Below are 23,287 nucleotides of genomic sequence, written 5' to 3'. Positions count from 1 at the left end.
AAGGCAGTGAATTTAAATAGAAGAGAGTTCTTTTATTTTATCTTTGACAACCGCGTATCCGGAATACTGTACTTTGGTGCAGAGGGTATCCAGTTTCATTTCAAGCATCATGGTATAAACATCTTTCGCGTCTTTATCCATGATGTTTTTATTAATATTCAGGAAACGATATCCTTTACCGATATCACCATAGTCTTTGGTATACTTCGGATAGTTGTTGGATTGCGCTTCTTTAAGAAAATTAAAATGGTCAACGCAAACGTTATTGCTCGAAGCCAGCGTAAAACCCGCAAGCGTCGTGACACGCTTCGCAATGTATTTATCGGTTGGCGTGTTGGTGCTCTGGTACCCGGTGGTCGCTGAGGCCGCACTCGGCGCCTTTTTAGACGGCGCTGAGCAGGCAGAGAGAAGGAAAACGGATCCCAGTAATAAAAGGGTGGAAGTACGTAACATCATCGTGTGTTGCTCCTTAGCAAAAAATAGCGTTCCTGGCGTTGTGCAAAATGGCTGTGTTAAGAATCAAGCAAGTAGCTCTGGCTTCCCGGTGATAAGAGGTAATGTATTTTCTGGCTGCGGTCTGAAACGAGAAGAAAAATAGTGAGAGGGAAACTTATCCCTTAACAATGAGAATAAAAAGCTGGCGTTTTTAACATCAAAATAGGAAACCAGACCATTAATATAGCGATACAGGCTTTTTTGCGGCAGGCAAAGCTCCTGGGCAATCGCATCAAAAGAGAACCCCTGGTTCATCAATGACAGAATAATCAGGCGGACTGGCCCCAGCTTTTGCAGCAATAAAAAGTCGTTAAACACCTTCAGGTAATAAAGTGGTTTATCTGCGGAAAGTAACGAGGCGAGCTGTTCGCACCAGTCAAGAAGCGTATCCCTGGCGTCAAGATGAGGAAATTTTCCCCGAAAGACCATAGACATCTCACCGCTGGAGCAGATAAAAATAACCGGACAGTGATGGTCAACAGCATATTTCAGGATAACGCCAGGGTCGGAGACAAACTTGAGGCTTTCGACATCAATAAATATCGCGTTGTGGCTTGCGGCCAAACAACGCTTCCTTGCCTTCTCGTTAAGAAAGGATTCGATCCCAGCTTTTAAATAGTGATTATGCGTCACTACCAGCGGGCCGTGTTGCATGACCAGTCCATATCCGTTCATTGTTGCTCCTTAACCGTTTGTGCTTTCAAACTTCTGGCTGCTGGCAATAGTGTTTTGCAATGGCATATTGCTTCTACTGCTTCCCTTTGGCCGGTAATGGCCGCCAATGACCACAACGTTTATGACTACGTGACTTGCTGAAAATGTTGCTACTTAACTCGCGATATTCCGAAAAGCTAATATAGGATCAAATGCGAGGAGGGAGGTATTTATAATGCGGATTTGTCTAAATATAGGTTTATGTTCTATTTATATAAATTTTAGTGGCGGGTGTTGCTATTTTTTAAAGGGTTCTCTCTGCTCGCCCCGGCCTGGACAGCCGGGAAGCGATATTTCTGGAGTCTTTAACTATATTTCCAGCGCCAGTCTGGTGCCCTGGGCAATGGCGCGCCGGGCGTCCAGCTCCATAGCCACGTCCGCACCGCCAATCAGGTGCAATGTTATACCCAGCTCGCGCAGCGGCTCGGTCAGTTCACGACGCGGATCCTGCCCGGCGCAGATAACCACGTTATCCACTTCCAGCAGCTGGGGCTCGCCGCCCACGATAATATGCAGCCCGACGTCGTCGATGCGTTCGTAGCTCACGCCCGCCAGCATTTTCACGCCGCGCGCCAGCAGGGTGGTGCGGTGTATCCAGCCCGTGGTTTTGCCCAGGCCTTCGCCCGGCTTGCTGGTTTTGCGTTGCAGCATGACTATCTGGCGCGGGCTTTTAGCCAGATGCACACCCTCCGGGCGCAGGCCGCCCGCGTGCTGCAGGCTGGTATCAATCCCCCATTCCACGCAGAACTCGGCGATATTCTGGCTGGTGGATTCACCCTGCTGGCTGAGGTACATCGCTGCGTCAAAGCCAATGCCGCCCGCGCCGATAATGGCAACACGCTTGCCGACCGGGGCCTTTTCCCGCAGTACGTCGACATAGCTCAGGACTTTTTCATGGTTAATCCCGTCGATTGGCGGCATGCGCGGGACGATGCCGCAGGCCAGAATCACCTCATCGAACGCTGCCAGCATGGGGGCGGTGACGTACTGGTTCAGGCGAACGTCTACTTCGGTCAGGGCCAGCATGCGGCGGTAATAACGCAGCGTTTCGTAAAACTCTTCTTTGCCGGGGATCTGTTTGGCGATATTAAACTGGCCGCCGATTTCTGCCGCCGCGTCAAACAGCGTGACCTGATGCCCGCGAGCCGCCGCGTTAACCGCAAACGCCAGCCCTGCGGGGCCAGCGCCGACCACCGCCAGGTTTTTACGTTTCTGCGCAGGCACAATTGGCATTTTGGTTTCATGGCAGGCGCGGGGGTTGACCAGGCAGGAGGTCACCTTGCCGACGAAGATCTGATCCAGGCACGCCTGGTTGCAGCCGATGCAGGTATTAATCTCGTCTTCGCGGCCCTGCTGCGCCTTCGACACCAGCTCGGCATCCGCCAGGAACGGACGCGCCATCGACACCATATCCGCGTCGCCAGCCGCTAGGATCGCTTCGGCGGTCTGCGGATCGTTAATACGGTTTGTGGTGACGAGTGGGATCGACACCATGCCCTTAAGCTTGCGCGTCACCCAGCTGAACGCACCGCGAGGAACAGGCGTGGCGATGGTTGGAATGCGCGCTTCGTGCCAGCCGATGCCGGTGTTAATCAGCGTCGCCCCGGCTTGCTCAACGGCCTTCGCCAGCAGGACTGCTTCATCGAACGTGCCGCCCCCTTCCACCAGGTCGAGCATTGAAAGGCGATAAATAATGATGAAGTCAGCGCCGACCTTTTCGCGCACCGCCCGCACAACTTCCACGGCAAAGCGCATGCGGCGTGAATAGTCGCCGCCCCATTCGTCATCCCGCTGGTTGGTGCGGGCGGCCAGAAACTGGTTAATCAGATAGCCTTCGGAGCCCATGATTTCCACTCCGTCGTACCCGGCCTCTTTAGCGAGGCTGGCACACCGGGAGAACTCTTCGATAAGCGTCAGGATCTCGTCGTGGCTGAGCGCGTGGGGCTTAAAGCGGTTGATCGGCGCCTGAATAGCAGACGGCGCGACCGGATTTGGCTGGTAGCTGTAGCGCCCGGTATGCAGGATTTGCAGGGCGATTTTGCCGCCTTCACGGTGAACCGCGTCCGTCACCACTTTGTGATGGGCAAGCTGGCCGGCATCGTTCAGCACTGCACCGCTCTCTACGCCAACGCCGGAAGGCGAGGGGGCAACGCCGCCGGTGACAATCAGCGCCACGCCGTGCCGGGCGCGCTCGGCGTAAAACGCCGCCAGCCGTTCGGCACCGTCCGGATGCTCTTCAAGGCCGGTGTGCATGGAACCCATCAGCACGCGGTTTTTCAGGGTGGTAAAGCCGAGATCTAGCGGGGCGAACAGCGACGGATAGCTCATATTCTCTTCCTGGGATGTCGTTATTATTATGTGGTCGGATGAGTTAGTAATTTAGCCTGACGTGCCGGGAATGGAAAAAAGCGATCCGGCGATTGTGACGGGATTCAAAGAACAGACCTGTAGGGCGGATAAGCCTGCGTCATCCGCCGGGGTGTTTACCATTAAAGGCGGATGGCACCGGCCTATCCGCCCTGGAAAAAATTAACGCTTCCGGCCGCCCATAATGCTGCCGAGCACGCCGCGGATAATCTGGTTGGTGACCTGACGGGCGGCGCTCTTCGCCATGGTCTGCACCACGCCGTCTTTCTTGCCGCCGCGCGGACCGGTGGTGCCGAACAGAATGTCTTTCAGCCCGCCGAGAATGCCGTCGTCCACCGCAACCGCTGCGCCTTTCGCCGGAGGGGCGTCCTGCTTTTCGCCCGCCGCCTGAACGCCTTTTTGCAGACGCTCGTAGGCCGACTCCCTGTCCACCGTCTCGTCGTACTTCCCGTACAGCGGCGAATGGTTCAGCAGGCCGTTACGCTCGTCGTCCGTCACCGGCCCCATGCGCGAACAGGGCGCAATAACCATGGCGCGCTCAACCATCGTCGGGCTGCCTTTTTCATCGAGGAAGGAGACCAGCGCTTCGCCGGTGCCCAGCTCCTGAATTGCTTTTTCAGTGTCGAACGCCGGGTTTGCCCGCATGGTCTGCGCGGCGGTTTTAACGGCCTTCTGATCTTTTGGCGTAAAGGCGCGCAGGGCATGCTGCACGCGGTTGCCCAGCTGGCCGAGCACCGTATCCGGGATATCCGATGGGTTCTGGGAAACGAAGTAAACGCCCACGCCTTTGGAGCGGATCAGGCGGATAACCTGCTCGATTTTGTCCAGCAGCACCTGTGGGGCATCGTTAAACAGCAGGTGGGCCTCATCAAAGAAGAACACCAGCTTAGGTTTGTCCTGGTCGCCCGCTTCCGGCAGCTGTTCGTAAACCTCCGAAAGCATCCACAGCAGGCTTGCGGCATAGAGCTTCGGCATCTGGTAAAGCTTCTCCGCCGAAAGGATATTAATGATGCCTTTGCCGCTGGCATCGGTGCGCATCCAGTCTTTAATATCCAGCATCGGCTCGCCGAAGAAGTATTCCGCCCCCTGCTGTTCAAGCTGGAGCAGCCCGCGCTGGATGGCCCCCACGGAGGCGCTGCTGATGTTGCCGTACTGGTTCTGGAAGGATTTCGCGTTGTCGCCGATGTACTGCGTGGCGGCGCGCAGATCTTTGAAGTCCAGCAGCAGCAGGCCCTGGTCGTCCGCGATGCGGAAGATGATTTGCAGTACGCCGGACTGCACGTCGTTCAGATTAAGCAGGCGGGAAAGCAACAGCGGCCCGAGGTCCGACACCGTTGCACGCACGGGGTGGCCTTTCTCGCCGAAGATGTCCCACAGCACCACCGGGTTGCCGTGCGGCGACCAGCCTGTAGCACCAATTTTATTGAGCCTGGCGAGCAGCTTTTCTGACTCCGCGCCCTCTTCGGCAACGCCGGTCAGATCGCCTTTTACGTCCGCCATGAATACCGGCACGCCGATTTCAGAGAAGGATTCTGCCAGCTTTTGCAGCGTAACGGTCTTACCCGTGCCGGTTGCGCCGGTGATAAGCCCATGGCGGTTGGCCATATTCGGCAGCAGGTTAAGTTCAGTTTCTGTGGTGCGGGCAATCAGCAGTGGCGCGGTCATTTGTCGTTTCCCTCAGGTATTTTCCATAAGCATAGCAAGCAGATAAATTACGTCATCAGCATATTCCCATGTTTGCGGCAGCCCTCGAAGGAAGAACTATGCTTTGCATACGTTTTTCAGATTCTAAGGAACCTATGTCCAGATTCTTCTTTAATGACCGCAAACAGCTGGTCAACGACGCCATTGAAGGCGTTATCATCAGTTCCCGATTCCGCAATCTGACGCGCCTGGATATCGACCCGGCCATCCGCGTGGTCGTCCGCAACGACTGGGACAAAAGCAAAGTGGCGATTATTTCCGGCGGCGGCTCCGGACATGAACCGGCGCACGTGGGCTTTGTAGGCAAAGGGATGCTGACCGCTGCGGTATGCGGCGACCTGTTCGCCTCGCCGAGCGTGGACGCGGTGCTGAATGCGATTGTGGCGGTAACCGGCGACCGGGGCTGCCTGCTGATCGTCAAAAACTACACCGGCGACCGCCTGAACTTCGGCCTCGCGGCGGAGAAGGCGAAAAAGCACGGCCTGAAGGTCGAGATGGTGATTGTCGGCGACGATATCTCGCTGCCGGATAACAAGCAGCCGCGCGGCATCGCCGGAACGGCGCTGGTGCATAAAATTGCGGGCTACGCCGCAGAAAAGGGCAGGTCCCTCAGCGACGTCAAAGCCATTGCGCAGGAAGCCTGCGACAGCATCGCCAGCATCGGCGTGGCCATGCAGACCTGCAACCTGCCGGGCAGCGACGAGGAAGAAGGGCGTATTAAAGGCGGCCACGTTGAGCTGGGGCTGGGCATCCACGGGGAGCCGGGGGCCAGCACGGTCGACACGCAGAACAGCAAAGAGATTATCACCGCGCTGGTGAAGCCGCTGCGTAAAAAAACGGGCAAAGAGGCGAAGCTGGCGGTGCTGGTCAACAACCTGGGCGGCGTGTCGTCGCTGGAGATGGCGCTGCTGACCAAAGAGCTGGCGCACTCGGCGCTGAAAGATCAGCTGGAGTACCTGATTGGCCCCGCGCCGCTGGTGAGCGCGCTGGACATGAAAGGCTTCTCTCTTTCGGCCATCGTGCTGAACGACAAATTTATCAAAGCATTGCAGGCGGACGTGGAGACGGCGGGCTGGCAGCCGCTGGTTAAACTCCAGGGCATGCCGCTGCAAAAGCATAAGGTGCTCAGCAAAAGCGGGCAGCCTAAAGCCTCTGAAAATGAAGCCGTTAAGGCGCTGGTGGCGAGCGTAACCAAAACGCTCATCGACCAGGAGAGCCATCTGAACGCGCTGGATGCGAAGGTGGGCGACGGCGACACGGGTTCGACGTTTGCGGAAGGGGCGCGCGATATCGCGCAGCTCAACGACAAGGGCAAGCTGCCGCTGAACGACACGGCGGCGCTGCTGGAGCTGGTGGGTGAACGGCTGGCAACGGTGATGGGCGGCTCGAGCGGCGTGCTGATGTCCATCTTCTTCACCGCCGCCGGGCAGAAGGTGAGCGAGAAAAAACCGCTGCCGGAGTCCCTGCTGTTCGGGCTGGAGCAGATGAAGCGCTACGGCGGGGCGGACCTGGGCGACAGAACGTTAATCGACGCGCTGCAGCCCGCGCTGGAAGCGTTGCAGAGTAAAGACCTGAAGGCCGCCGCCAAGGCCGCAGCAAAAGGCGCGGACGACACCGCGAAGATGCAGAAAGCGAACGCGGGCCGCTCGTCGTACGTAAACAGCGACAGCCTGGACGGAGTGAAAGATCCTGGCGCAGTAGCCGTGGCTGAAGTTTTCAAAAACTTGTAGGCCGGATAAGCGCAGCGCCATCCGGCGAATAGCTCAATACAAAAGGCCCCTTACGGGGCCTTAGATTGCTGACAAAGAAGGAAAAAGCGTGGTTTTTCGTTCTTTGTGGTTAGCAGCCGAAAATCAATGAATTGATTTTCCTTGTTATTTATTCGGTGAGATCTTTTCGAATTCCTTGAGGTTTAGGTTTGTCATCAGTCTGAGGCCCCTTCACGGGGCCTCATCACATCAAAAATCCGCTTTTAACACCACGCGGTAACGGGCCTTGCCGTCACGCACGTGCTGAATCGCCTCTTTGATTTTCGACATCGGGAACAGCTCAATCTGCGGCTGCACCTTCGCGCGGCCCGCCAGCTTCATCAGCGAGCGCAGCTCGTGCGGGGAGCCGGTTGCCGAGCCGGAGACGCTGCGGTCGCCGGAGATCAGCGTAAAGGCAGGCACCTGGAACGGCTTCATCACCGCGCCAACGCTGTGGAAGTTGCCGCCGTAGGCCAGCGCCTGGAAGTACGGCATCCAGTCTAAATCGACGTTAACGGTGTTGATGATCAGGTCGAACTGGCCCGCCAGCGCGTTTAACGCTTCCGGATCGCGGCTGTTCACCACTTTATCCGCGCCCATCTTCAGCACTTCTTCTTTCTTGGACGGGTTAGAGCTGAACGCCGTCACCTCGCAGCCCATGGCGTGCAGCAGCTTGATGGCGATGTGCCCCAGGCCGCCGATACCGATCACGCCCACGCGGCTGGTGGCCGTCACGTGGTGCATCAGCAGCGGTTTGAATACGGTAATGCCGCCGCACAGCAGCGGACCGGCGGACTCGATATCAATGGATTCCGGCAGCGGAATGGCCCACTGCCAGTTGGCGCGGATTTTATCGGCGAAGCCACCGCGATTCATGATTGTCGGCACGCTGCCTTCCTGGCAGTTAATCTGGTTTCCGCTGATACAGGCATCGCAGTGCCCGCAGCTGCGCGCCGTCCAGCCAATGCCCACGCGCTGCCCGACCTTCAGACCTTTGTCCTGAGCGGCGCTGCCCAGCGCATGCACGCGGCCAATCACCTCGTGGCCCGGCACCAGCGGATACTGGGAGAAGCCCCATTCGTTATCGATCATCGACAGGTCGGAATGGCAGACACCGCAGTACTCCACCTTGACTTCAACGTCCTCTGGCAGCAGCTCACCCGCGTCGAACTCGTGAAGCTCCAGTTCGGCACCGGCCTGGGCTGCCGCGTAACTTTTGATAATGGACATGTGGTTTCCTTAAGCGAAGGTTCAGTCTGGAAGTGTAGAACATGGGGAGCGCGGAGGGTGATCACGTAATGTGCTGTCTGGAGGATTCGGAATTTGTTGGGGGCAGTGGGGATAACACCACGACGCCTTTGTAGGGTGGAAAAGCGTAAGCGTTATCCTCCGAAATCAGTTCAGCAGTTGTAGGGTGGAAAAGCGTAAGCGTCTTCCACCGGGATCAGGTAAGGCCAGGCTTCTGCAAAATGGCGTTCAGCCACACTTCATCCCTGTCCGGGCGCTTGTCCTGGGTGGTCCAAAGTTCGACAACCTGTATCTCCGGAATGCCGTTCAACACCTCGCCCAGGCCTGCCTCATTCATATCGGTGAACCGCCGCCCGTCTTTTTCGCGCTCGCTATCCCCGTATTTGAATGACACATACCACACGCCGCCTGGCTTAAGCGCATCCGCCAGCTTCTGCATCACGGCGGGCAGCCCGGCGGCAGGAACGTGCAGCAGGGAAGCACAGCACCAGATGCCGTCGTAAATATTGCAGGCGCTTACCTCCCCGAACGACATCAGCTCAACGGGCAGACCCGTATGCTGGCGCGCCAGCGCAACCATCCCGGAAGACGCGTCAAAAGCATCCGCCTGATAACCCATTTCATGAAATGCCTTCGCATCGCGCCCGGAACCACAGCCCGCATCCAGCACCCGGCTGCCCGGCGGCAGGTAGCGCGTGAAGGAGTCATACAGGGATGCCATATCGACATTCACCGTGCCGTCGAAAAAGGTCTGAGCGTGGGTCTGGTAGTAGTTAATGGTCATCAGAGAATAATGTTTCCGTTAGCGGCTGGCTTCCAGGGCTGGCTGGTGCCGATTTTCGCTTCGTTCCAGCGGGCGTTCAGAAAGCCTTTGCGCAGGGCCTCGTTTCTGCCCGTCTGGTTTTCAATCGCTTCATGCAGCGGCAGCCTGCTGTTAATGAAGTATTCGTTACGGGTATGCAGCCGTTCAAGCAGTTCCAGATTAGGGATTTGCGCGTGCTTGCCGTTCGGGCCGCGATTGCACTCCCGACAGGCCAGTACCAGGTTCCAGACGCCGTTAAGGTTAATGCCCGGCAGCGCTTTCTGCGTCATCAGCGGGATAAAGTGGTCCACCTCCGCCAACTGGGCATCTCCGGAATGCAGGCTGACAGGCGCGCTACAGTAAAAACAGTAGCCCTTCTGATAGCCGTTAAGGCTGTTGCGGCAGCTGGTGAGGGTAATCCTGTCGTTCCTGAGCTTCGTGAACAGCACTTCCTGCTGTGCGTCGTAGTGCACATCCAGCAGCTTAGGCGGCAGCGCCATCTCCCAGGCCTTCTCTACCAGGCGCCAGCGCGCATCGGTTTCCTGCACCAGATTCTGAAACTGCGCGGATTCAGCCAGCTGATAAAACTCGTCCGTCAGCAAAATGCCCTTCTGCGCGCCGCCCTGCTTCAGGTAAAAGCGCTTCTCAATAGCGCCGCCTTTCACGTTGTGAAACTTATCCAGCACCACAGAGAAGCCGTAGCGCACGGTCATCTGCCGAAGCTCCTCTGGCGAGATCTCGCCGTTGTTGAACTGCATGCAGGCGCTTAAAAACTTGCCGGGATTCTTCTCGTTGAGGATCTGCTTCGGTGCCTACTTGAGGTGTTCGCAGATATGCCTGCTGAACGGCACGGCCAGATCTTCGAGCAGGACAAGCGTGCTGTGCCGTTCCACATCGTAAAGCGCATGCGCGAGAGCGAATTTGTAAGTTGCGAAGTTGCTTCCAAAAAGGATGACACCGCGCCAGTAGCTTTCAAGCGTGGGGTCGGCCTGATAAAAACGCATACACCTGTCCTGGTTGTCCGGCAAAGCAGAGGGGGAGTGGGTTACTGAAACCCGTAACGGGATCACATAACAAATGAAAGGTGATGTAAACCGAACAACGATAGATTTAGTGAATTTGTGATGCTGAACGGCGAGGGGCAGATGTGCAGGGCCAGACAAAGGATTGAACCGCCGCTGTTTTTTTCAGCACTCAGCGAGGGAAGGGAAGAGCGGCGCTTGCAAGGTAGCCAGCGACAGGTATAATCCACAACGTTTTCCGCATACCTCTTCGTGCCGAAGTGGCGAAATCGGTAGACGCAGTTGATTCAAAATCAACCGCCGCAAGGCGTGCCGGTTCGATTCCGGCCTTCGGCACCAAAATGTAGTCTGAGAATGTCCGTAATTTATTAAAATTAAAGCCGAAAGGCTTTTTTTTTGGTCCCAATTCGTCCGAGGGCATCCGTTGACATCTAGTACTAATGGGAGTCAGAGTGGTGATCAGCTCGGTTCGATAAAGGATTGACCCCCAATTTATAGCTATCACAGACGTAGCAACCCGCACAGCAAAGCCCCGCGAAAAAGAATACAAACTCACAGACTCCCACGGCTTATATCTCTTAGTTAAACCAACTGGTTCAAAGCGCTGGTATCTGAAGTACCGCTTTGAAGGTAAAGAAAGCCGGGTTGCTTTGGGGGCTTATCTGTCCGAGAGCGTCAAGCATCGTTACTACCAGTGCGTAAACGTCCTTTGCTCGGCGACGTTCCGGTCGATGGAGGCCGTTGACACGATTTTTCACACATAGATACCCCAGAGCTGGCGCGACTCCGGGGCGTTGTTGCACCTGCATTAAAACCTACCCATGAAGCGGGCAGGCGTGGCGGGGATAGCATTGCGCGCAGGGCGTTTTATTTTTTTATTCGCCTTATAATACTCTCGTCGAAGTGCATCAGATTAACTTTTAAATTTTTCAACATTCGAGTTAAATCTTCATATTTTTCACTTGTTCCGATAATAACTTGTTTGTCTTTATTAAATGTTTCGGATGATTTTTTTATAAACATCTGGAAACTGATGTCTTTTGTTTCTTGTTGGCGAGGTTCATCAAGAATAAGCAGACCTAAATGATTTGTCGAAATATTCTCGTCGCAGGTATCAAGCATGAGCAATGAATAAAGATATGACCATATAACTCTTATATTATCACTTGCAGATGCCTCAGAACCGATATCAACACCATCTAATGATGGTTTATATGTGTTTGTCGATAACTCAAAAAGATCAATGGGAGTACTTCTATACCCAAAATCTGAAAGATTGGATTTGAATGAATCTCTTAATAAATTTAGTTTAGTTCTATCTTTCTGACTGAAACCATCATAAGGTAACTTGTGTAATAGAGAATCCGTAAATTGCCAATCAACAACTATTGCATTTAATACAGTTTTCTTATTTTTTTCTACATCGGAAAGGGTAAGAAGATTATCAATGTCTTTTTCAAGTTCAACTTCCTTTCTTATGATTTCTCGAATATTAGAATCCATTGGGGATAAAAGGCTTCTTTGTAATGCTTTTATTTCGGAGCGTAGTTCCCTCAATTTATTATTAGCGATGCTTACTGTTTTTTCTTTACGCTCTATTTTAACGCGCTCGCCTTTTAACAAACTATCAAAAACAGACTGTGTTTTTTCAAGATATTTGATATTGTCTTCAATTGATAACGTCTGGTTCTCTACGGTACTAGGTAGCAGATTGTTGTTAATTGGCTGATCACATGTTGGGCAAATATTCTCTATGAATTTGAATTTTTCAATAGAGCCTAACTCTTGTAATTTTTCAATATCTCTATATTTGCGAAGGCTTTCTTTTGTATTGTTGATGCTTTTTGTTATAGATTCGATATATTGTTGATTGATATCTAAATCGGTTATTAAACTAGCTACAGTGTTCTCATGGCTTATTAGTAACTTATTTAACTGCTCGATCCTTTCATCTATATCAGTATTGTCATTGTTATTTTTATAATTATCAACCAATGAGGATAATTGCAATTGTAAGGATTTTATTTTTTGTGGTAAAGAGACTTCATTCTCTTTACCATCAAACGTATATAGATCACTATCATCATAAACTTGGGTTTTTGTTCCTAGCTTTTCCGGTATTCTCGTTGACACAAAGAATCCATAGGATTTAGAACGCGTTTCCAAATCAGAAAGTGTATTTTGCCACTTTATTTCAAGGTTCTTTTTGGTTTCAAGATGCACTTCACGCTTTCGTCTAATTTCTCGAATATCTAAATCAAGAGTATATTCAATAATGTTTTGTGATAAATCCTTTATACCAAGATAGGTTGGGGTGACATTAAGGATTCCACCCCACCCACGGGTTTGCTCAACATAATTAACACAAAAGATCGATTCGAGATATAGTTTGGTTTTTGTGCCGTCATATTTAATTACTTCTGGTTGTGTGATACTTAGGAAGTTATTAAGGAAATAATGGAAACCTCTTTCGCGCTGTGCAGAACCAGGGTCTTTTAGAAAATAATCTGTATGTTTTTCAACATTTATTGTTTCAAGCGCACCTTCAAACACCGAGACAATCCGCGAGGCATCATCATCGCTTTTTCTGAGGATTGTGATTGTTCTGCCAGCAGAATTACTTATTTCCAGATAAATTTTAGTAAGAATTACGGGAATTTCATTTTCATTTTCATCACGTAATTTTGTCGTGAGAGCTGATTTTAAAGGATTATTACGGGAAGGACCTAATGTACCTTCCAGACCCAAAGCATAGATAATCGACTGAATACAAGTAGATTTTCCAAAGGAGTTTTCTGCACTGATTATGTTTAAACCAGATGTAAACGTCAGGTCAGCACCAAATATGCCATCAGTTGTTTTTGTGCGAATGACTAATCTATTAATTTTTAACTTGCTCATATAATTCCCTTATATAGAAGTTTATCAATGTTTTTGTCAGTAAACTCAGATTTAGTATATGACTCAATAAACTCTTTTTCTAATTCAAAAATGTTTTTATTAGCATAAATTTTTTCTGAAAATTGATTGCCTTTTCGAGTTAGCCGAATGCTTTTTGCTTCATCCAGCTCAAGTAGCCCTTCTCCAAGGCCAATCGATATTGCTCTATCTAATAACGGGTCGAAACGTATGTTTAACTCAGCGTTTATACCATGCTTTGAATAAGCATCTCTTTTGTCACTAGAGGATAATATAGAATAAAGAACTTGTATTTTCTTTAGGCTTGCGGATGATCCTCGGCAAAGTTTTTTGAGGATTATAATTATAAGAGATATTCTCCAAACCGGCCTTAATTCAGGTTCTACAGGAGACCCTGAAGAGATAAATGTCATCTTTTCGGGAGTTTCGTTTAAGATATCCATTTTTAAAAGTCCAAATTACAGCGCATTAACCAGTCGCCAACTACACCTGTTGAGATACATTTTAAATTATCTTTGTGTAATTTGCTAAGTTCTGCAAGCTGTGTGTTTAACAATTTAACTTGTTTGGCGGGAGGTAAAATATCTGAGTCCAAGCAATCAAGTTTTAAATCACTTTCACGGTCTAATACTCCGTTTGTTATTTCTTCATGTAATGACGGGTAGTTATCTTTCAAATCACTCATAATATTTTTATACATCACAATATTTTGAAGTAGATGATTTGTCGCAATCGCCACCTGCTCTTCATCACCTTTTAACTTTTTTAACTTCCGTGAGATGTTTTTAACAAATTCACTTTCACTATCTTTTATTTCGTCAAGTTGGGACTCATCTATATCAGGCATATCTACCTTCAATACTCTCAGTCCTTTACTAATTAGTTCACTTTCTTCTCGCTTTAATGTCTCACGATCCCATATTAATATTTTGAACGCTTCATTATCAACATAAGGGATGTTGGCTTTTACCACTTCTGTTTCTTTATTTGATGCATGTATGACTAAGTGTTTTGATATATGACGAGGCACTACTAATATCCATCTTTTTATTTTAGTGTTTTGCAAAATTTGTGTTAAATAATTGTCTTTATCTTTGATGAATTTCGCAATGTCGGTCGTCATTTTGTCACGCTGTTTTTCATACAGTTCTTTTACGGGGCAGGCTTCATCTGGACAATACGATTGAAAAGCGCTACCTTCCGTACAGTAGCCCTCGATGCCTGCATCTCCGTTATGCCCATCTGGAATTGGTATATAATTTGAGTCACCGAATTTGATTCGAAGTAAATCGTTGACATGGTGCTCCCATTCTTTGCTCTCCCATACTTTATTTCTTGAAATGTCCATATATACGCCGCTATGTGTTTAATGGAGAAAATAAAAGATGCTATGTTCAAAAGTAACTCTCTAAAATGTATTCATTATCATTAAGTTAGAAGAAAATCAAGGTTGTTGAAAGGGCATGACATTTTATGTCTCTAGGACAAAAAATTCTCACGGGGTCATTTTGGTGGTCAAATCTCTTAAGTATGTTATATTTTTTCATATAAATTAGTTAGTTATTGGTTTTTCACTAGTCCGGCCTTCGCATCAACGATATGCAAATTCAGTCGCTCACGAGCGGCTTTTTTTGTGCCTGAAATCCAGCAGTTACGCTGTTTTCACCCTGTTCTATATCTCTTGACGTCCCCTCACATCTATCCATATATACCAAAAAATGATGGTATAACTGGTGGAATCTTCGGTTTGATTGATTTTGATACCAATATTTACCTAAAATCTTTAATTTGTGTTTTGCACCGAAATTTTAAAATCCCATTCAGTAGTGGTGGTACAGTTGAAAAAGCAAAGGTTAAAGTGTTAGGAAAGGATTGCGAATTAGAAAGTACTCATGACATCAGATTATTAACTATATATTTAATCGGTCAGGACAATAAGTTAATATCTTGTTTTTTTCACTTAGGAATAGGTATAATTGAAAAGGATATTTTAGATAAGATCAATAAGATAAACACCATTGATTCTAAGAGGACTTCTTTTCGTTATCCTAAAACGGGAGATCATATACAGGATGTGAGAAAGTCATCTGTAAGGCAAAAAAGTACGGAAGATCTTATAAACTCGATGAACAAGAAAAATGGAAGTATGTGAAGGCTTTGCTATTAGTTAATGACGAGGACAACATAGTTGACTCATTTGAAATTGATGTAGATGTATTTCCAGATTTAAATAAAAACCTCATATATCTATGTGATTATTTTCATGATCTTCATGCGGCATACAGGTTGGGTATATATGATGGCAGGTGACTATATTTCCATAGATAAATTTGTATACAAATGATTTCCTTTCAATCGTGGAGCATAAAAGCAAGGCTACTTAGAGAATCTGAGCTTAGTTGAGTTAGCCTTGTTTAGTTCAAATCAGAGTTATCTTTTGGTTAAGTATCTTATAGTCGTTAAGATTCAAAAAAATACTACTATAATAAGTTGTTAGTATTTATAAGGTATCAACAGGATAATACGCAAATTATCCTTTTCATTATTTGTGCAGGGAAAAGCATCTCAAAATATTTTTATCCTGTAACTCCAGTATCATTTCTTAGAGATGCTTATGCAAAGAAACTACTCCTCTGTTCATTCAACCACAATACCAAACTGGAGGCTGATATCTGTTCGATTATTATAATGTCAGTTAAAATCTTCATCACGAACAGATAACAGATAATTCCCTTTTGTTATTACAGCTCTCTTCAGTTTAATGCCCCCCTCATGTTTTTTTATTGCAGAAACTATAAGACTTTTATCATGTTCAGTTGTTCTTTCACCTAAAATAACACTTTTAATGCATCCTTCAGGTAGAGATATGTTTATGCCAGATTTATCATTTTTCGCTAATTGCTCATCTTTAGGGAATGATAAAAGATATATTAGCCGTTTTTCTTGTTCATAAGACCATTCTTGAGACTTAGTTGCTAGCATTCCATTATAAATCTCCCATAGTACACTCCTCCCCTCCTCAAATGCTTGTTCATATAGAGGTTCGTATCCATCTGTATAACCTTTGAAAAGTGCATCATTATTATATTCGACCTGATCAGCTATTAATGTTAGCACTGCTGTATCAACAGTAGAAGGACGATCCATATATTTAACATTAAAGACGTAAGCATCTTCTAATTCTTTGATTTTATCCTCATCAAATTCTATACATATCCCTGTCCTGCCGCGTGCATAATGCGCCCACATAGTAGGATTTAATGCCGTATTTGTGAAACAGGATATCCGTGCAGAGTCCAGCAATTCGGGAACACTGGGTTCTATCTCTCTCATTGAACCGATATATTCGTTATATTCATATTCAGAAGGTAACCAACCGGATTCTCCATACCATGTTTTTAATATCAAATCATATCTTTCAGTTTTTTGATTGTAATCAGGGAAGCCACTTATTACATTACAAAAACCCTCAGCACTGTCATTCATCATATCAAGATGGTTAAGATATATTGTATTTTCCACTAGAGATTTAATTGAGTATTCACTGATGGGGCAATATTTGAATAACATATCTTTCTTCATTCCATGTGTGATTAAGATGGATAAGGATGTTTAATATAAATTATTCTTTCCCAGTTTTACTCCAACCTATCATATTTTATTAAGTATTGGCAAGAAGGTATAGGTAACACACTGGACTTTGTAATCTCTTTGATTACTAGCTCGTATTGTTGATGTTGGCGAAAAACAGGAGAACAAAATGAATACATAGCCTACTCGTTTAATTCGCTTACCTGTTGTCATTGAACACACTGGGTATGGCAAATATTGGATTTACCATCTTATCAGCTAGGGCTGTTTCCTACTCTTGTCAAAATCAGCGCATGTGCTGTTGCCTTTGTGGAACGCGAGATTGAAGAATGGATTCTGCTAACTAATAGCAACCCTCGTAAGAGAAGATAACTAGTGTTCTAACACCTGTCCCAAAGTTTATGCAATACTTTGTATTATCTGGGTTAAATGAGTGATATAATATCACTATTATGACCCATAGGAGGCGTTATGTCTGAATCAGTAATTGCGCATGATCTCTTTCAGAAATCGGCGGGTGAAACCAAAAACAAGAAAAACAGAGATCGGCAACTGGTTGAAAAAATTCTGGAGGTTTATAGTCAAAAGCATGTTGCTGAATCACTTAGGAAAGTTGGTGATAATGATTGGAGTAGAGAAACACTTAATCGCTGGATTAATGACAAATGTGAAGCGAAGCTATTAACGGCGGGTGAAGTTTTTTTACTCACAAAGATGCTTCCGGAACCGCCAGAAAACCATCCTAATTATGCTTTCCGGTTCATTGATCTCTTTGCAGGAATTGGGGGGATTCGTAAAGGTTTTGAGGCTATTGGAGGGCAGTGCGTATTTACAAGCGAGTGGAATAAAGAAGCTGTGCGCACATATAAAGCTAACTGGTTTAACGATGAAAAATCACATCAGTTTAACTCCGATATTCGTGAAATTACATTGAGTAATAGGGATGACATTTCAGAAAGTGAAGCTTATGAATATATAAATGAAAAAATCCCTAATCATGATGTGCTTTTGGCTGGTTTCCCTTGTCAGCCTTTCAGTCTTGCGGGTGTGAGTAAAAAGAACTCATTAGGAAGAGCTCACGGATTTGAATGTGATGCCCAGGGAACTCTATTTTTTGATGTTGCACGAATTATAAAGTCAAAAAAACCATCAATTTTTGTTCTTGAAAATGTAAAAAATCTTAAGAGTCATGATAAAGGGAAAACTTTCCGAGTAATCATGAATACCCTTGACGAGCTTGGGTATGAAGTTGCTGATTCTGCGATTTCTGGTTCTTCAGATCCTAAGATTATTGATGGTAAAAATTTCCTTCCTCAACATAGAGAACGAATTGTATTAGTCGGATTTCGCCGTGATTTAAAAATAGATAAAGGATTTACATTACGAAATATAAGTAATTTCTTCCCGTCAAAAAGGCCTTCTTTTAAAGAACTTCTTGATCACGATAACGATGTTGATAGTAAATACATCCTTTCTCCTAGACTGTGGGATTATCTTTATAAATATGCTAAAAAGCATGCGGCGAAAGGTAATGGTTTTGGCTTCGGCATGGTGAAACCTAATAACGTTGATACAGTCACTCGTACATTATCTGCGAGATATTATAAAGATGGTTCTGAGATCTTGATCGACCGTGGATGGGATCATGAATTAGGTGAGATAGATTTCTATAATGCGGAAAACATGTCAAATCGGCCAAGAAGGTTAACTCCGCATGAGTGTGCCCGCCTAATGGGATTTGAGAAACCTGATGGCAAGCCCTTCAACATTCCGGTTTCAGATATGCAGTCTTACAAGCAGTTTGGAAATTCAGTGATTGTTCCTGTATTTGAAGCGGTTGCAAAATTGCTTGAACCCTATATTCATAAAGCTGTATCTTTAAAAAAACGTAACGCCATACAAGAATAAATATCACCCCAGCCATACTTGCTGGGGTGTGTCTTATTTAGCTTCATTTGTATTTTTTTAATTTATATTAAATAAGAATTAACGCCAGTTAGGTATATTACCCTCAAAGTCGGAGTTGCTTTGTTTGATTAAAATAATATGAACTTTATCATTTTTATCAATGCCGACAATTATATTGTCACCTTCCTCCGCTCGTTCCATGACATAGTTGTCTCGGAAATAAAGGCGAAACTCGCTTCTATCAGGTGAATTCTCTCTGGCATCATACCAAGTAATCGCATCCTCACATAATACATCCATTCCTCTAATAGAAAATACTACATCTTTAGTAACTCTGGTGTTACCAAAGATCTGTTTTAGCTGAGTAACACCGTTAAACTCGTGTTGATTTGAGGCATCTCTATTGGCTTCAACTGCGGTTAAAGTTTTAATACAGGATTGCTTAAGGTAAATCGGGGATGTAGCCATTATCAACCTCTTATTAATAAAAAAATAACTTGGCGAAAATTAGGATATATAAACATCCTTTAAAAGCTGTGAGTAAAATAATAAGAAAGCTATTATATACTAAACAACTGGAGAGTTCAGTCAAGTCAGCAATGATCTATTTTTCAATATGTTATTTAACTTGATGATAATATTGACTTTTATTTCTGGTGTGGTCGGCGGGTGCTAGACGCGGTGAATTATGATTTGGATCAACAATTGCTTTGTTTTTAATCCAACTTATAAATAAAATAAATAGTCTGAGACATCAATAATTGATGTTCTTTTTCAATAGTAGAACAGAAAAAGCAAGGCAACTCAAGGAAGCGGAGCTTCTCTGAGTTAGCCCTTGCTTTGATTGAATGGCCTGTATTTAGAGATTAATTATTTTATTAGTTACTAGTAGGATTGTCTCTAGAGTCAATTGCTACCCCAAGTCTTTCCAAAAAAGACATTTTGCTCTCTGTCATATAAGGTATTTTTGGGTAACATGATTTGCATTTTTATAGTTCCACTTTTTTTAATTCTATGCACCAGTAATTCTTAAAATTCTACTGCCCTTTAAACTGGTCCAATACTACCTCGACCAAATCATCTTCAACGCTATTACGGTACCAATGTGCTCTGCCCTATAGGACCATATAATCATTCCTTCTGTACAAACAAATCATTGCGCTCTTACTCGCTTAGTGCACAATGTTTAACCATGAACTATGTCAATATCAACGAAATAAATAATTTCATTTAAGTTACGGGATAGGGAATGGACAACAACACTCAAGGATTCACTTCATACTGGCGTAATACCTTAGCTGATGCCGAGTCTGGAAAAGGGGCATTTGAGCGCAAAGATGAAGATTCATTCACGCTATGGATGGATGTCGATCAGGGAAGGCTGGGTGAGGAGATCGTGCAATCGTTCTTCGAGGGCGAAGACGAGCAGGTTAAAACTGTTAAGGTGCTACTACGGCCACAAGTATGGATCCGCCTGTTAAAGCATGGCAAGGAACGTACGGCAGGCGCACCGGGTATAGTTACGCCTCTGGTGACTTCCGCACTGTTGAACCGCGAAGGCTTTTTATTCCCTATATCTCCTGCCACCATTCCCCGTGACCTGCTCGAACCTCTCCCAAAAGGTACCTATTCTATTGGTCAGATGGCGGAATATGATAAGTATAAAACCACACATGATTTAGTCACTTTTGGTCCTGGTGATGAGGATACACAGCGCGGGGAAACAGACGAACAGCGGGCGGAGCGACAGGCTCGGTATAAGCAGTCGTGGCAAAAGTACCTTAAAGAGACAAATGAACTTTTAAAAAGTGTGGCTGGAAAATGGCTCGATGCGCCAGAGCAATATGAACCGGCTGGATATGGCTATGTTATTAAAGCCAACCAACCTGGCGTTGCCAGCATTCATATCCTGCCTATGTACGATCATCTGCTGTCGTGCAAAAAAGAGGTGCCATTACTGGCCCGCTTTGCCGCGAAAGAGAAGTCTCCTGTTGAGCCGCTCCTTGCCAGTAATGCCATGTTCAGTGAGCGTTTGGGGCATTCCGGTGATAAATTTCCGCTGGCAGTGGCGCAGCGCGATGCCCTTAGCCATTATCTCACCCAACAGCCGGGCGATATTCTTGCCGTCAACGGTCCTCCGGGAACAGGAAAAACTACCTTGGTACTCTCCATCATTGCTACGGAGTGGGCAAGAGCGGCTTTAAACAAAACTGAACCGCCAGTTGTGATTGCGACATCAACCAACAATCAGGCCGTTACCAACATTATAGAGGCCTTCGGTAAAGATTTTTCTATCGGCAATGGTCCGATGGCTGGGCGTTGGCTACCTGATATAAAAAGCTTTGGCGCTTATTTCCCATCTTCAAGCCGTAAGGCGGATGCAGTAAAAAAATACCAGACGGAAGTCTTTTTTGATCGTGCCGAATCCCTTGAATATGTAGAAGATGCCCAATTCTTCTTCCTTGAAAAGGCAAGGGCAGCTTTTCCGACGAAGGAATGTCATTCACCTGAACACGTTGTGGATCTCTTGCATCAGCGTTTAGTTGAACTCTCTGCAGAGCTTGAACAAATCGAACCTGCGTGGGCCGACCTGATAGCAATCCGTCAGGAGCGGCGCGCCATCGGCGAAGATCTCGAACAGTATATTCAGGAAAAGAGAACGCTACTGCTTAATAGCACAAATGAAATCTCGCTATTAACGCATAGCAAAAAACAGTGGGAGCAATATCGAGCAGGTGAGTCGATCATATTAGCTCTCTTCTCCTGGTTTCCCGCCATTCGTATTAAGCGTCACTATCAAATGAAACTGTTTTTGGAGGCTACGTTTGGCGAAAGAATGACAGCATTCCAGGGCCCTCTGCCTGATGGAATTGATGCCTTTATCGATGGATTGATTGAACAAGCTCATAAAGAACAGGCCGGGTATCAACAGCAAATTGATCTTGCTGAGGACACTTCCCGACGTGAAAGCGAAGCAGCTATACGCTGGCACGATATTACTCACTCACTGGGAAATCCGGGCGAAACAGAGTTGAGTCTACGCGAAGCCGATGAGCTTGCCGATACACAGCTCCGTTTCCCAGCATTTTTGCTGGCGACACATTACTGGGAAGGTCGGTGGCTGATGGATATGGCTGCTATTGATAATCTTCAAAAAGAAAAAGGTCTCAGAGGGGCGAAGGCAATTAAAGCCCGCTGGTTGCGTAGAATGAAGCTCACCCCTTGCGTCGTGATGACCTGCTTTATGCTTCCTCACCATATGCTCATCAGGGAACATGTTGGCGGCAAGAAGTTTGATGATGGCTATTTATATAATTTCGCCGATTTACTGATCGTCGATGAAGCGGGGCAGGTGTTGCCTGAGGTTGCGGCAGCCTCTTTCACACTGGCGAAGAAAGCCCTGGTTATTGGTGACACAGAACAGATTGCGCCTATCTGGAATAGCTTGCCCGGTATTGATATCGGCAACATGGTTGAGGAAAACATACTTCCAGGTGGTACTCAAGAAGAACTTACCGAATCTTATGCCCTGGTGTGTGACTCAGGAAAGAGTGCTGCATCTGGCAGTGTCATGAAGGTCGCTCAGTTTAATTCACGCTATCAATATGATCCGGACTTTGCGAGGGGGATGTATCTGTACGAACACCGTCGTTGCTTCGATAACATCATTGGCTACTGTAATACCCTCTGTTATCACGGTAAGTTGCAGCCCAAACGAGGTGAAGTAAAAGAGTCCATATTCCCTACAATGGGCTATCTACATATAGATGGTAAAGGTATGCAGGCCAATGGAGGAAGCCGTTATAACGCCTTTGAAGCTGAGACGATAGCTGCGTGGCTTGCGGCGCACAAAGAGGAAATCGAGCGTCATTATGGCGAACCTCTACATAAAGTAGTGGGGGTTGTTACCCCATTTTCGGCACAAGTCAGTACGATTAAATCGTCATTACGTAAGCTGGATATTAATTGTAATAGTGATGAAAGCTCGCTGACCGTAGGCACAGTCCACTCATTACAGGGAGCGGAACGGGCAATTGTGCTGTTCTCCCCTGTGTATTCGAAACATGAAGATGGCGGATTTATAGACAGCGACAGCAGCATGCTGAACGTTGCCGTTTCACGTGCGAAAGATAGCTTCCTGGTCTTTGGCGATATGGACCTGTTTGAGATCCAACCCGGATCGTCACCTCGGGGATTGCTGGCGAAATATCTGTTTGCTTCCACTGATAATGCATTGCAGTTTGAGTTTCAGGAGCGCCAGGATTTAAGTACCTCGCAAACACAGATTTCAACACTGCACGGGGTGGAGCAACATGATGCGTTTCTGAACCAGACTTTTGATGCCATTAATCAGAGTATTACTATCGTTTCTCCGTGGCTCACCTGGCAAAAACTGGAACAGACAGGTTTTCTGGCGTCGATGTTACAGGCGCGAGCCCGTGGTATTGATATCACTGTAGTAACGGATAAAACGTTTAATACAGAGCATGCAGATTTTGAAAAGCGCAAAGAGAAACATCAGCGCCTAAATGAAGCAGTGGAAAGGTTGAATGAAATGGGCATCACGACGAAGCTGGTCAACCGTGTTCACAGTAAGATTGTGATTGGTGACGAGGGGGTGCTCTGCGTCGGTTCCTTTAACTGGTTTAGCGCTACGCGCGATGAGAAATATCAACGATACGATACATCAATGGTATACCGTGGCGAAAGCATAAAAGCTGAAATTAGAACGATTTATTCCAGCCTGGAGCAGCGTAAAATATAAAATT

17 protein-coding genes, 1 tRNA gene and 1 pseudogene are annotated in these 23,287 nt (G+C 46.9%); 7 read left to right on the top strand and 12 right to left on the bottom strand.

The features are described from left to right. Window positions 1-12: 12 nt before the first annotated feature. The 4 genes from HYQ67_RS03465 to HYQ67_RS03450 all read right to left on the bottom strand — a co-directional run bounded on the left by HYQ67_RS03465 (window position 13) and on the right by HYQ67_RS03450 (window position 5,241). Window positions 13-456, bottom strand: a complete 444-nt coding sequence (locus tag HYQ67_RS03465; protein WP_202301496.1) for a hypothetical protein — start codon at window positions 454-456, stop codon at window positions 13-15. A 63-nt stretch (window positions 457-519) separates the two neighbouring features. After that, entirely contained in the window at window positions 520-1,170 is a 651-nt protein-coding gene (locus HYQ67_RS03460) for a hypothetical protein (RefSeq protein WP_202301494.1), read from the bottom strand. Between the two features lie 348 nt (window positions 1,171-1,518). Further along, window positions 1,519-3,537, bottom strand: a complete 2,019-nt coding sequence (locus HYQ67_RS03455) for an NADPH-dependent 2,4-dienoyl-CoA reductase (protein WP_202301492.1) — start codon at window positions 3,535-3,537, stop codon at window positions 1,519-1,521. Between the two features lie 201 nt (window positions 3,538-3,738). Beyond that, window positions 3,739-5,241: a helicase HerA-like C-terminal domain-containing protein gene (locus HYQ67_RS03450; protein WP_202301490.1), complete on the bottom strand. Its 1,503-nt coding sequence runs from the start codon at window positions 5,239-5,241 to the stop codon at window positions 3,739-3,741. 134 nt (window positions 5,242-5,375) lie between these two features. Between HYQ67_RS03450 and HYQ67_RS03445 the strand changes: the two genes are divergently transcribed. After that, window positions 5,376-7,010 carry a dihydroxyacetone kinase subunit DhaK gene (locus HYQ67_RS03445; RefSeq protein WP_202301488.1) on the top strand — a complete coding sequence of 545 codons (1,635 nt, stop codon included), beginning with the start codon at window positions 5,376-5,378 and terminating at the stop codon, window positions 7,008-7,010. Window positions 7,011-7,238: 228 nt separating this feature from the next. Here HYQ67_RS03445 and ahr read toward each other — a convergent pair whose 3' ends face one another. From ahr to HYQ67_RS03430, 3 genes and pseudogenes are all read right to left on the bottom strand, one after another. Next, window positions 7,239-8,258, bottom strand: a complete 1,020-nt coding sequence (gene ahr / locus HYQ67_RS03440; protein WP_202301487.1) for an NADPH-dependent aldehyde reductase Ahr — start codon at window positions 8,256-8,258, stop codon at window positions 7,239-7,241. A gap of 214 nt (window positions 8,259-8,472) precedes the next feature. Further along, window positions 8,473-9,060 (bottom strand): class I SAM-dependent methyltransferase, encoded by a 588-nt coding sequence (locus HYQ67_RS03435; protein ID WP_202301486.1) that lies wholly within the window; start codon window positions 9,058-9,060, stop codon window positions 8,473-8,475. Continuing rightward, window positions 9,060-10,082 (bottom strand): annotated as a pseudogene (locus HYQ67_RS03430) (HNH endonuclease family protein). The gene HYQ67_RS03435 and the pseudogene HYQ67_RS03430 overlap by 1 nt, the downstream one beginning before the upstream one ends. A gap of 272 nt (window positions 10,083-10,354) precedes the next feature. Here HYQ67_RS03430 and HYQ67_RS03425 point away from each other — a divergent pair. Continuing rightward, window positions 10,355-10,439 (top strand) — tRNA-Leu (locus HYQ67_RS03425). 155 nt (window positions 10,440-10,594) lie between these two features. After that, window positions 10,595-10,864 (top strand): integrase arm-type DNA-binding domain-containing protein, encoded by a 270-nt coding sequence (locus tag HYQ67_RS24175; RefSeq protein WP_202301524.1) that lies wholly within the window; start codon window positions 10,595-10,597, stop codon window positions 10,862-10,864. Between the two features lie 103 nt (window positions 10,865-10,967). Here the strand turns inward: HYQ67_RS24175 and HYQ67_RS03415 are convergent, their stop codons facing one another. The 3 genes from HYQ67_RS03415 to HYQ67_RS03405 are packed head-to-tail and all read right to left on the bottom strand — an operon-like array spanning window position 10,968 to window position 14,367. Further along, on the bottom strand, window positions 10,968-13,001 hold the full coding sequence (locus HYQ67_RS03415; protein WP_202301485.1) for a hypothetical protein: 2,034 nt from the start codon (window positions 12,999-13,001) through the stop codon (window positions 10,968-10,970). Further along, window positions 12,998-13,462 carry a hypothetical protein gene (locus tag HYQ67_RS03410; RefSeq protein WP_202301484.1) on the bottom strand — a complete coding sequence of 155 codons (465 nt, stop codon included), beginning with the start codon at window positions 13,460-13,462 and terminating at the stop codon, window positions 12,998-13,000. The genes HYQ67_RS03415 and HYQ67_RS03410 overlap by 4 nt, the downstream gene beginning before the upstream one ends. Before the next feature lie 2 nt (window positions 13,463-13,464). Further along, a complete protein-coding gene (locus HYQ67_RS03405) occupies window positions 13,465-14,367 on the bottom strand; it encodes a hypothetical protein (RefSeq protein WP_202301483.1) in 903 nt (300 codons plus the stop codon). 285 nt (window positions 14,368-14,652) lie between these two features. On the opposite strand from HYQ67_RS03405, the gene HYQ67_RS03400 reads away from it, so the two are divergent. Then, window positions 14,653-15,171, top strand: coding sequence for a hypothetical protein (locus HYQ67_RS03400; RefSeq protein ID WP_202301482.1), 519 nt, complete (start codon window positions 14,653-14,655; stop codon window positions 15,169-15,171). A gap of 539 nt (window positions 15,172-15,710) precedes the next feature. On the opposite strand, the gene HYQ67_RS03395 is transcribed toward HYQ67_RS03400, so the two are convergent. Next, window positions 15,711-16,589: a DUF2971 domain-containing protein gene (locus HYQ67_RS03395; RefSeq protein WP_202301481.1), complete on the bottom strand. Its 879-nt coding sequence runs from the start codon at window positions 16,587-16,589 to the stop codon at window positions 15,711-15,713. Window positions 16,590-16,847: 258 nt separating this feature from the next. Here HYQ67_RS03395 and HYQ67_RS03390 point away from each other — a divergent pair, with 258 nt between their 5' ends. Continuing rightward, window positions 16,848-16,982: an AlpA family phage regulatory protein gene (locus HYQ67_RS03390; RefSeq protein WP_431355426.1), complete on the top strand. Its 135-nt coding sequence runs from the start codon at window positions 16,848-16,850 to the stop codon at window positions 16,980-16,982. A 99-nt stretch (window positions 16,983-17,081) separates the two neighbouring features. After that, window positions 17,082-18,518 carry a DNA cytosine methyltransferase gene (locus HYQ67_RS03385; RefSeq protein ID WP_202301479.1) on the top strand — a complete coding sequence of 479 codons (1,437 nt, stop codon included), beginning with the start codon at window positions 17,082-17,084 and terminating at the stop codon, window positions 18,516-18,518. A gap of 78 nt (window positions 18,519-18,596) precedes the next feature. Here HYQ67_RS03385 and HYQ67_RS03380 read toward each other — a convergent pair whose 3' ends face one another. Next, window positions 18,597-18,986 (bottom strand): type II restriction endonuclease, encoded by a 390-nt coding sequence (locus HYQ67_RS03380; protein ID WP_202301477.1) that lies wholly within the window; start codon window positions 18,984-18,986, stop codon window positions 18,597-18,599. A 781-nt stretch (window positions 18,987-19,767) separates the two neighbouring features. Here HYQ67_RS03380 and HYQ67_RS03375 point away from each other — a divergent pair. Beyond that, a complete protein-coding gene (locus HYQ67_RS03375; protein ID WP_202301475.1) occupies window positions 19,768-23,283 on the top strand; it encodes an AAA domain-containing protein in 3,516 nt (1,171 codons plus the stop codon). Window positions 23,284-23,287: the final 4 nt, after the last annotated feature.

It is taken from the genome of Dryocola clanedunensis subsp. sulfonylureivorans, assembly GCF_016756775.1.
GTDB lineage: Bacteria > Pseudomonadota > Gammaproteobacteria > Enterobacterales > Enterobacteriaceae > Dryocola > Dryocola clanedunensis.
The sequence above is the reverse complement of the archived record's forward strand: the minus strand, read 5'-3'. Positions and strand labels throughout refer to the sequence as shown.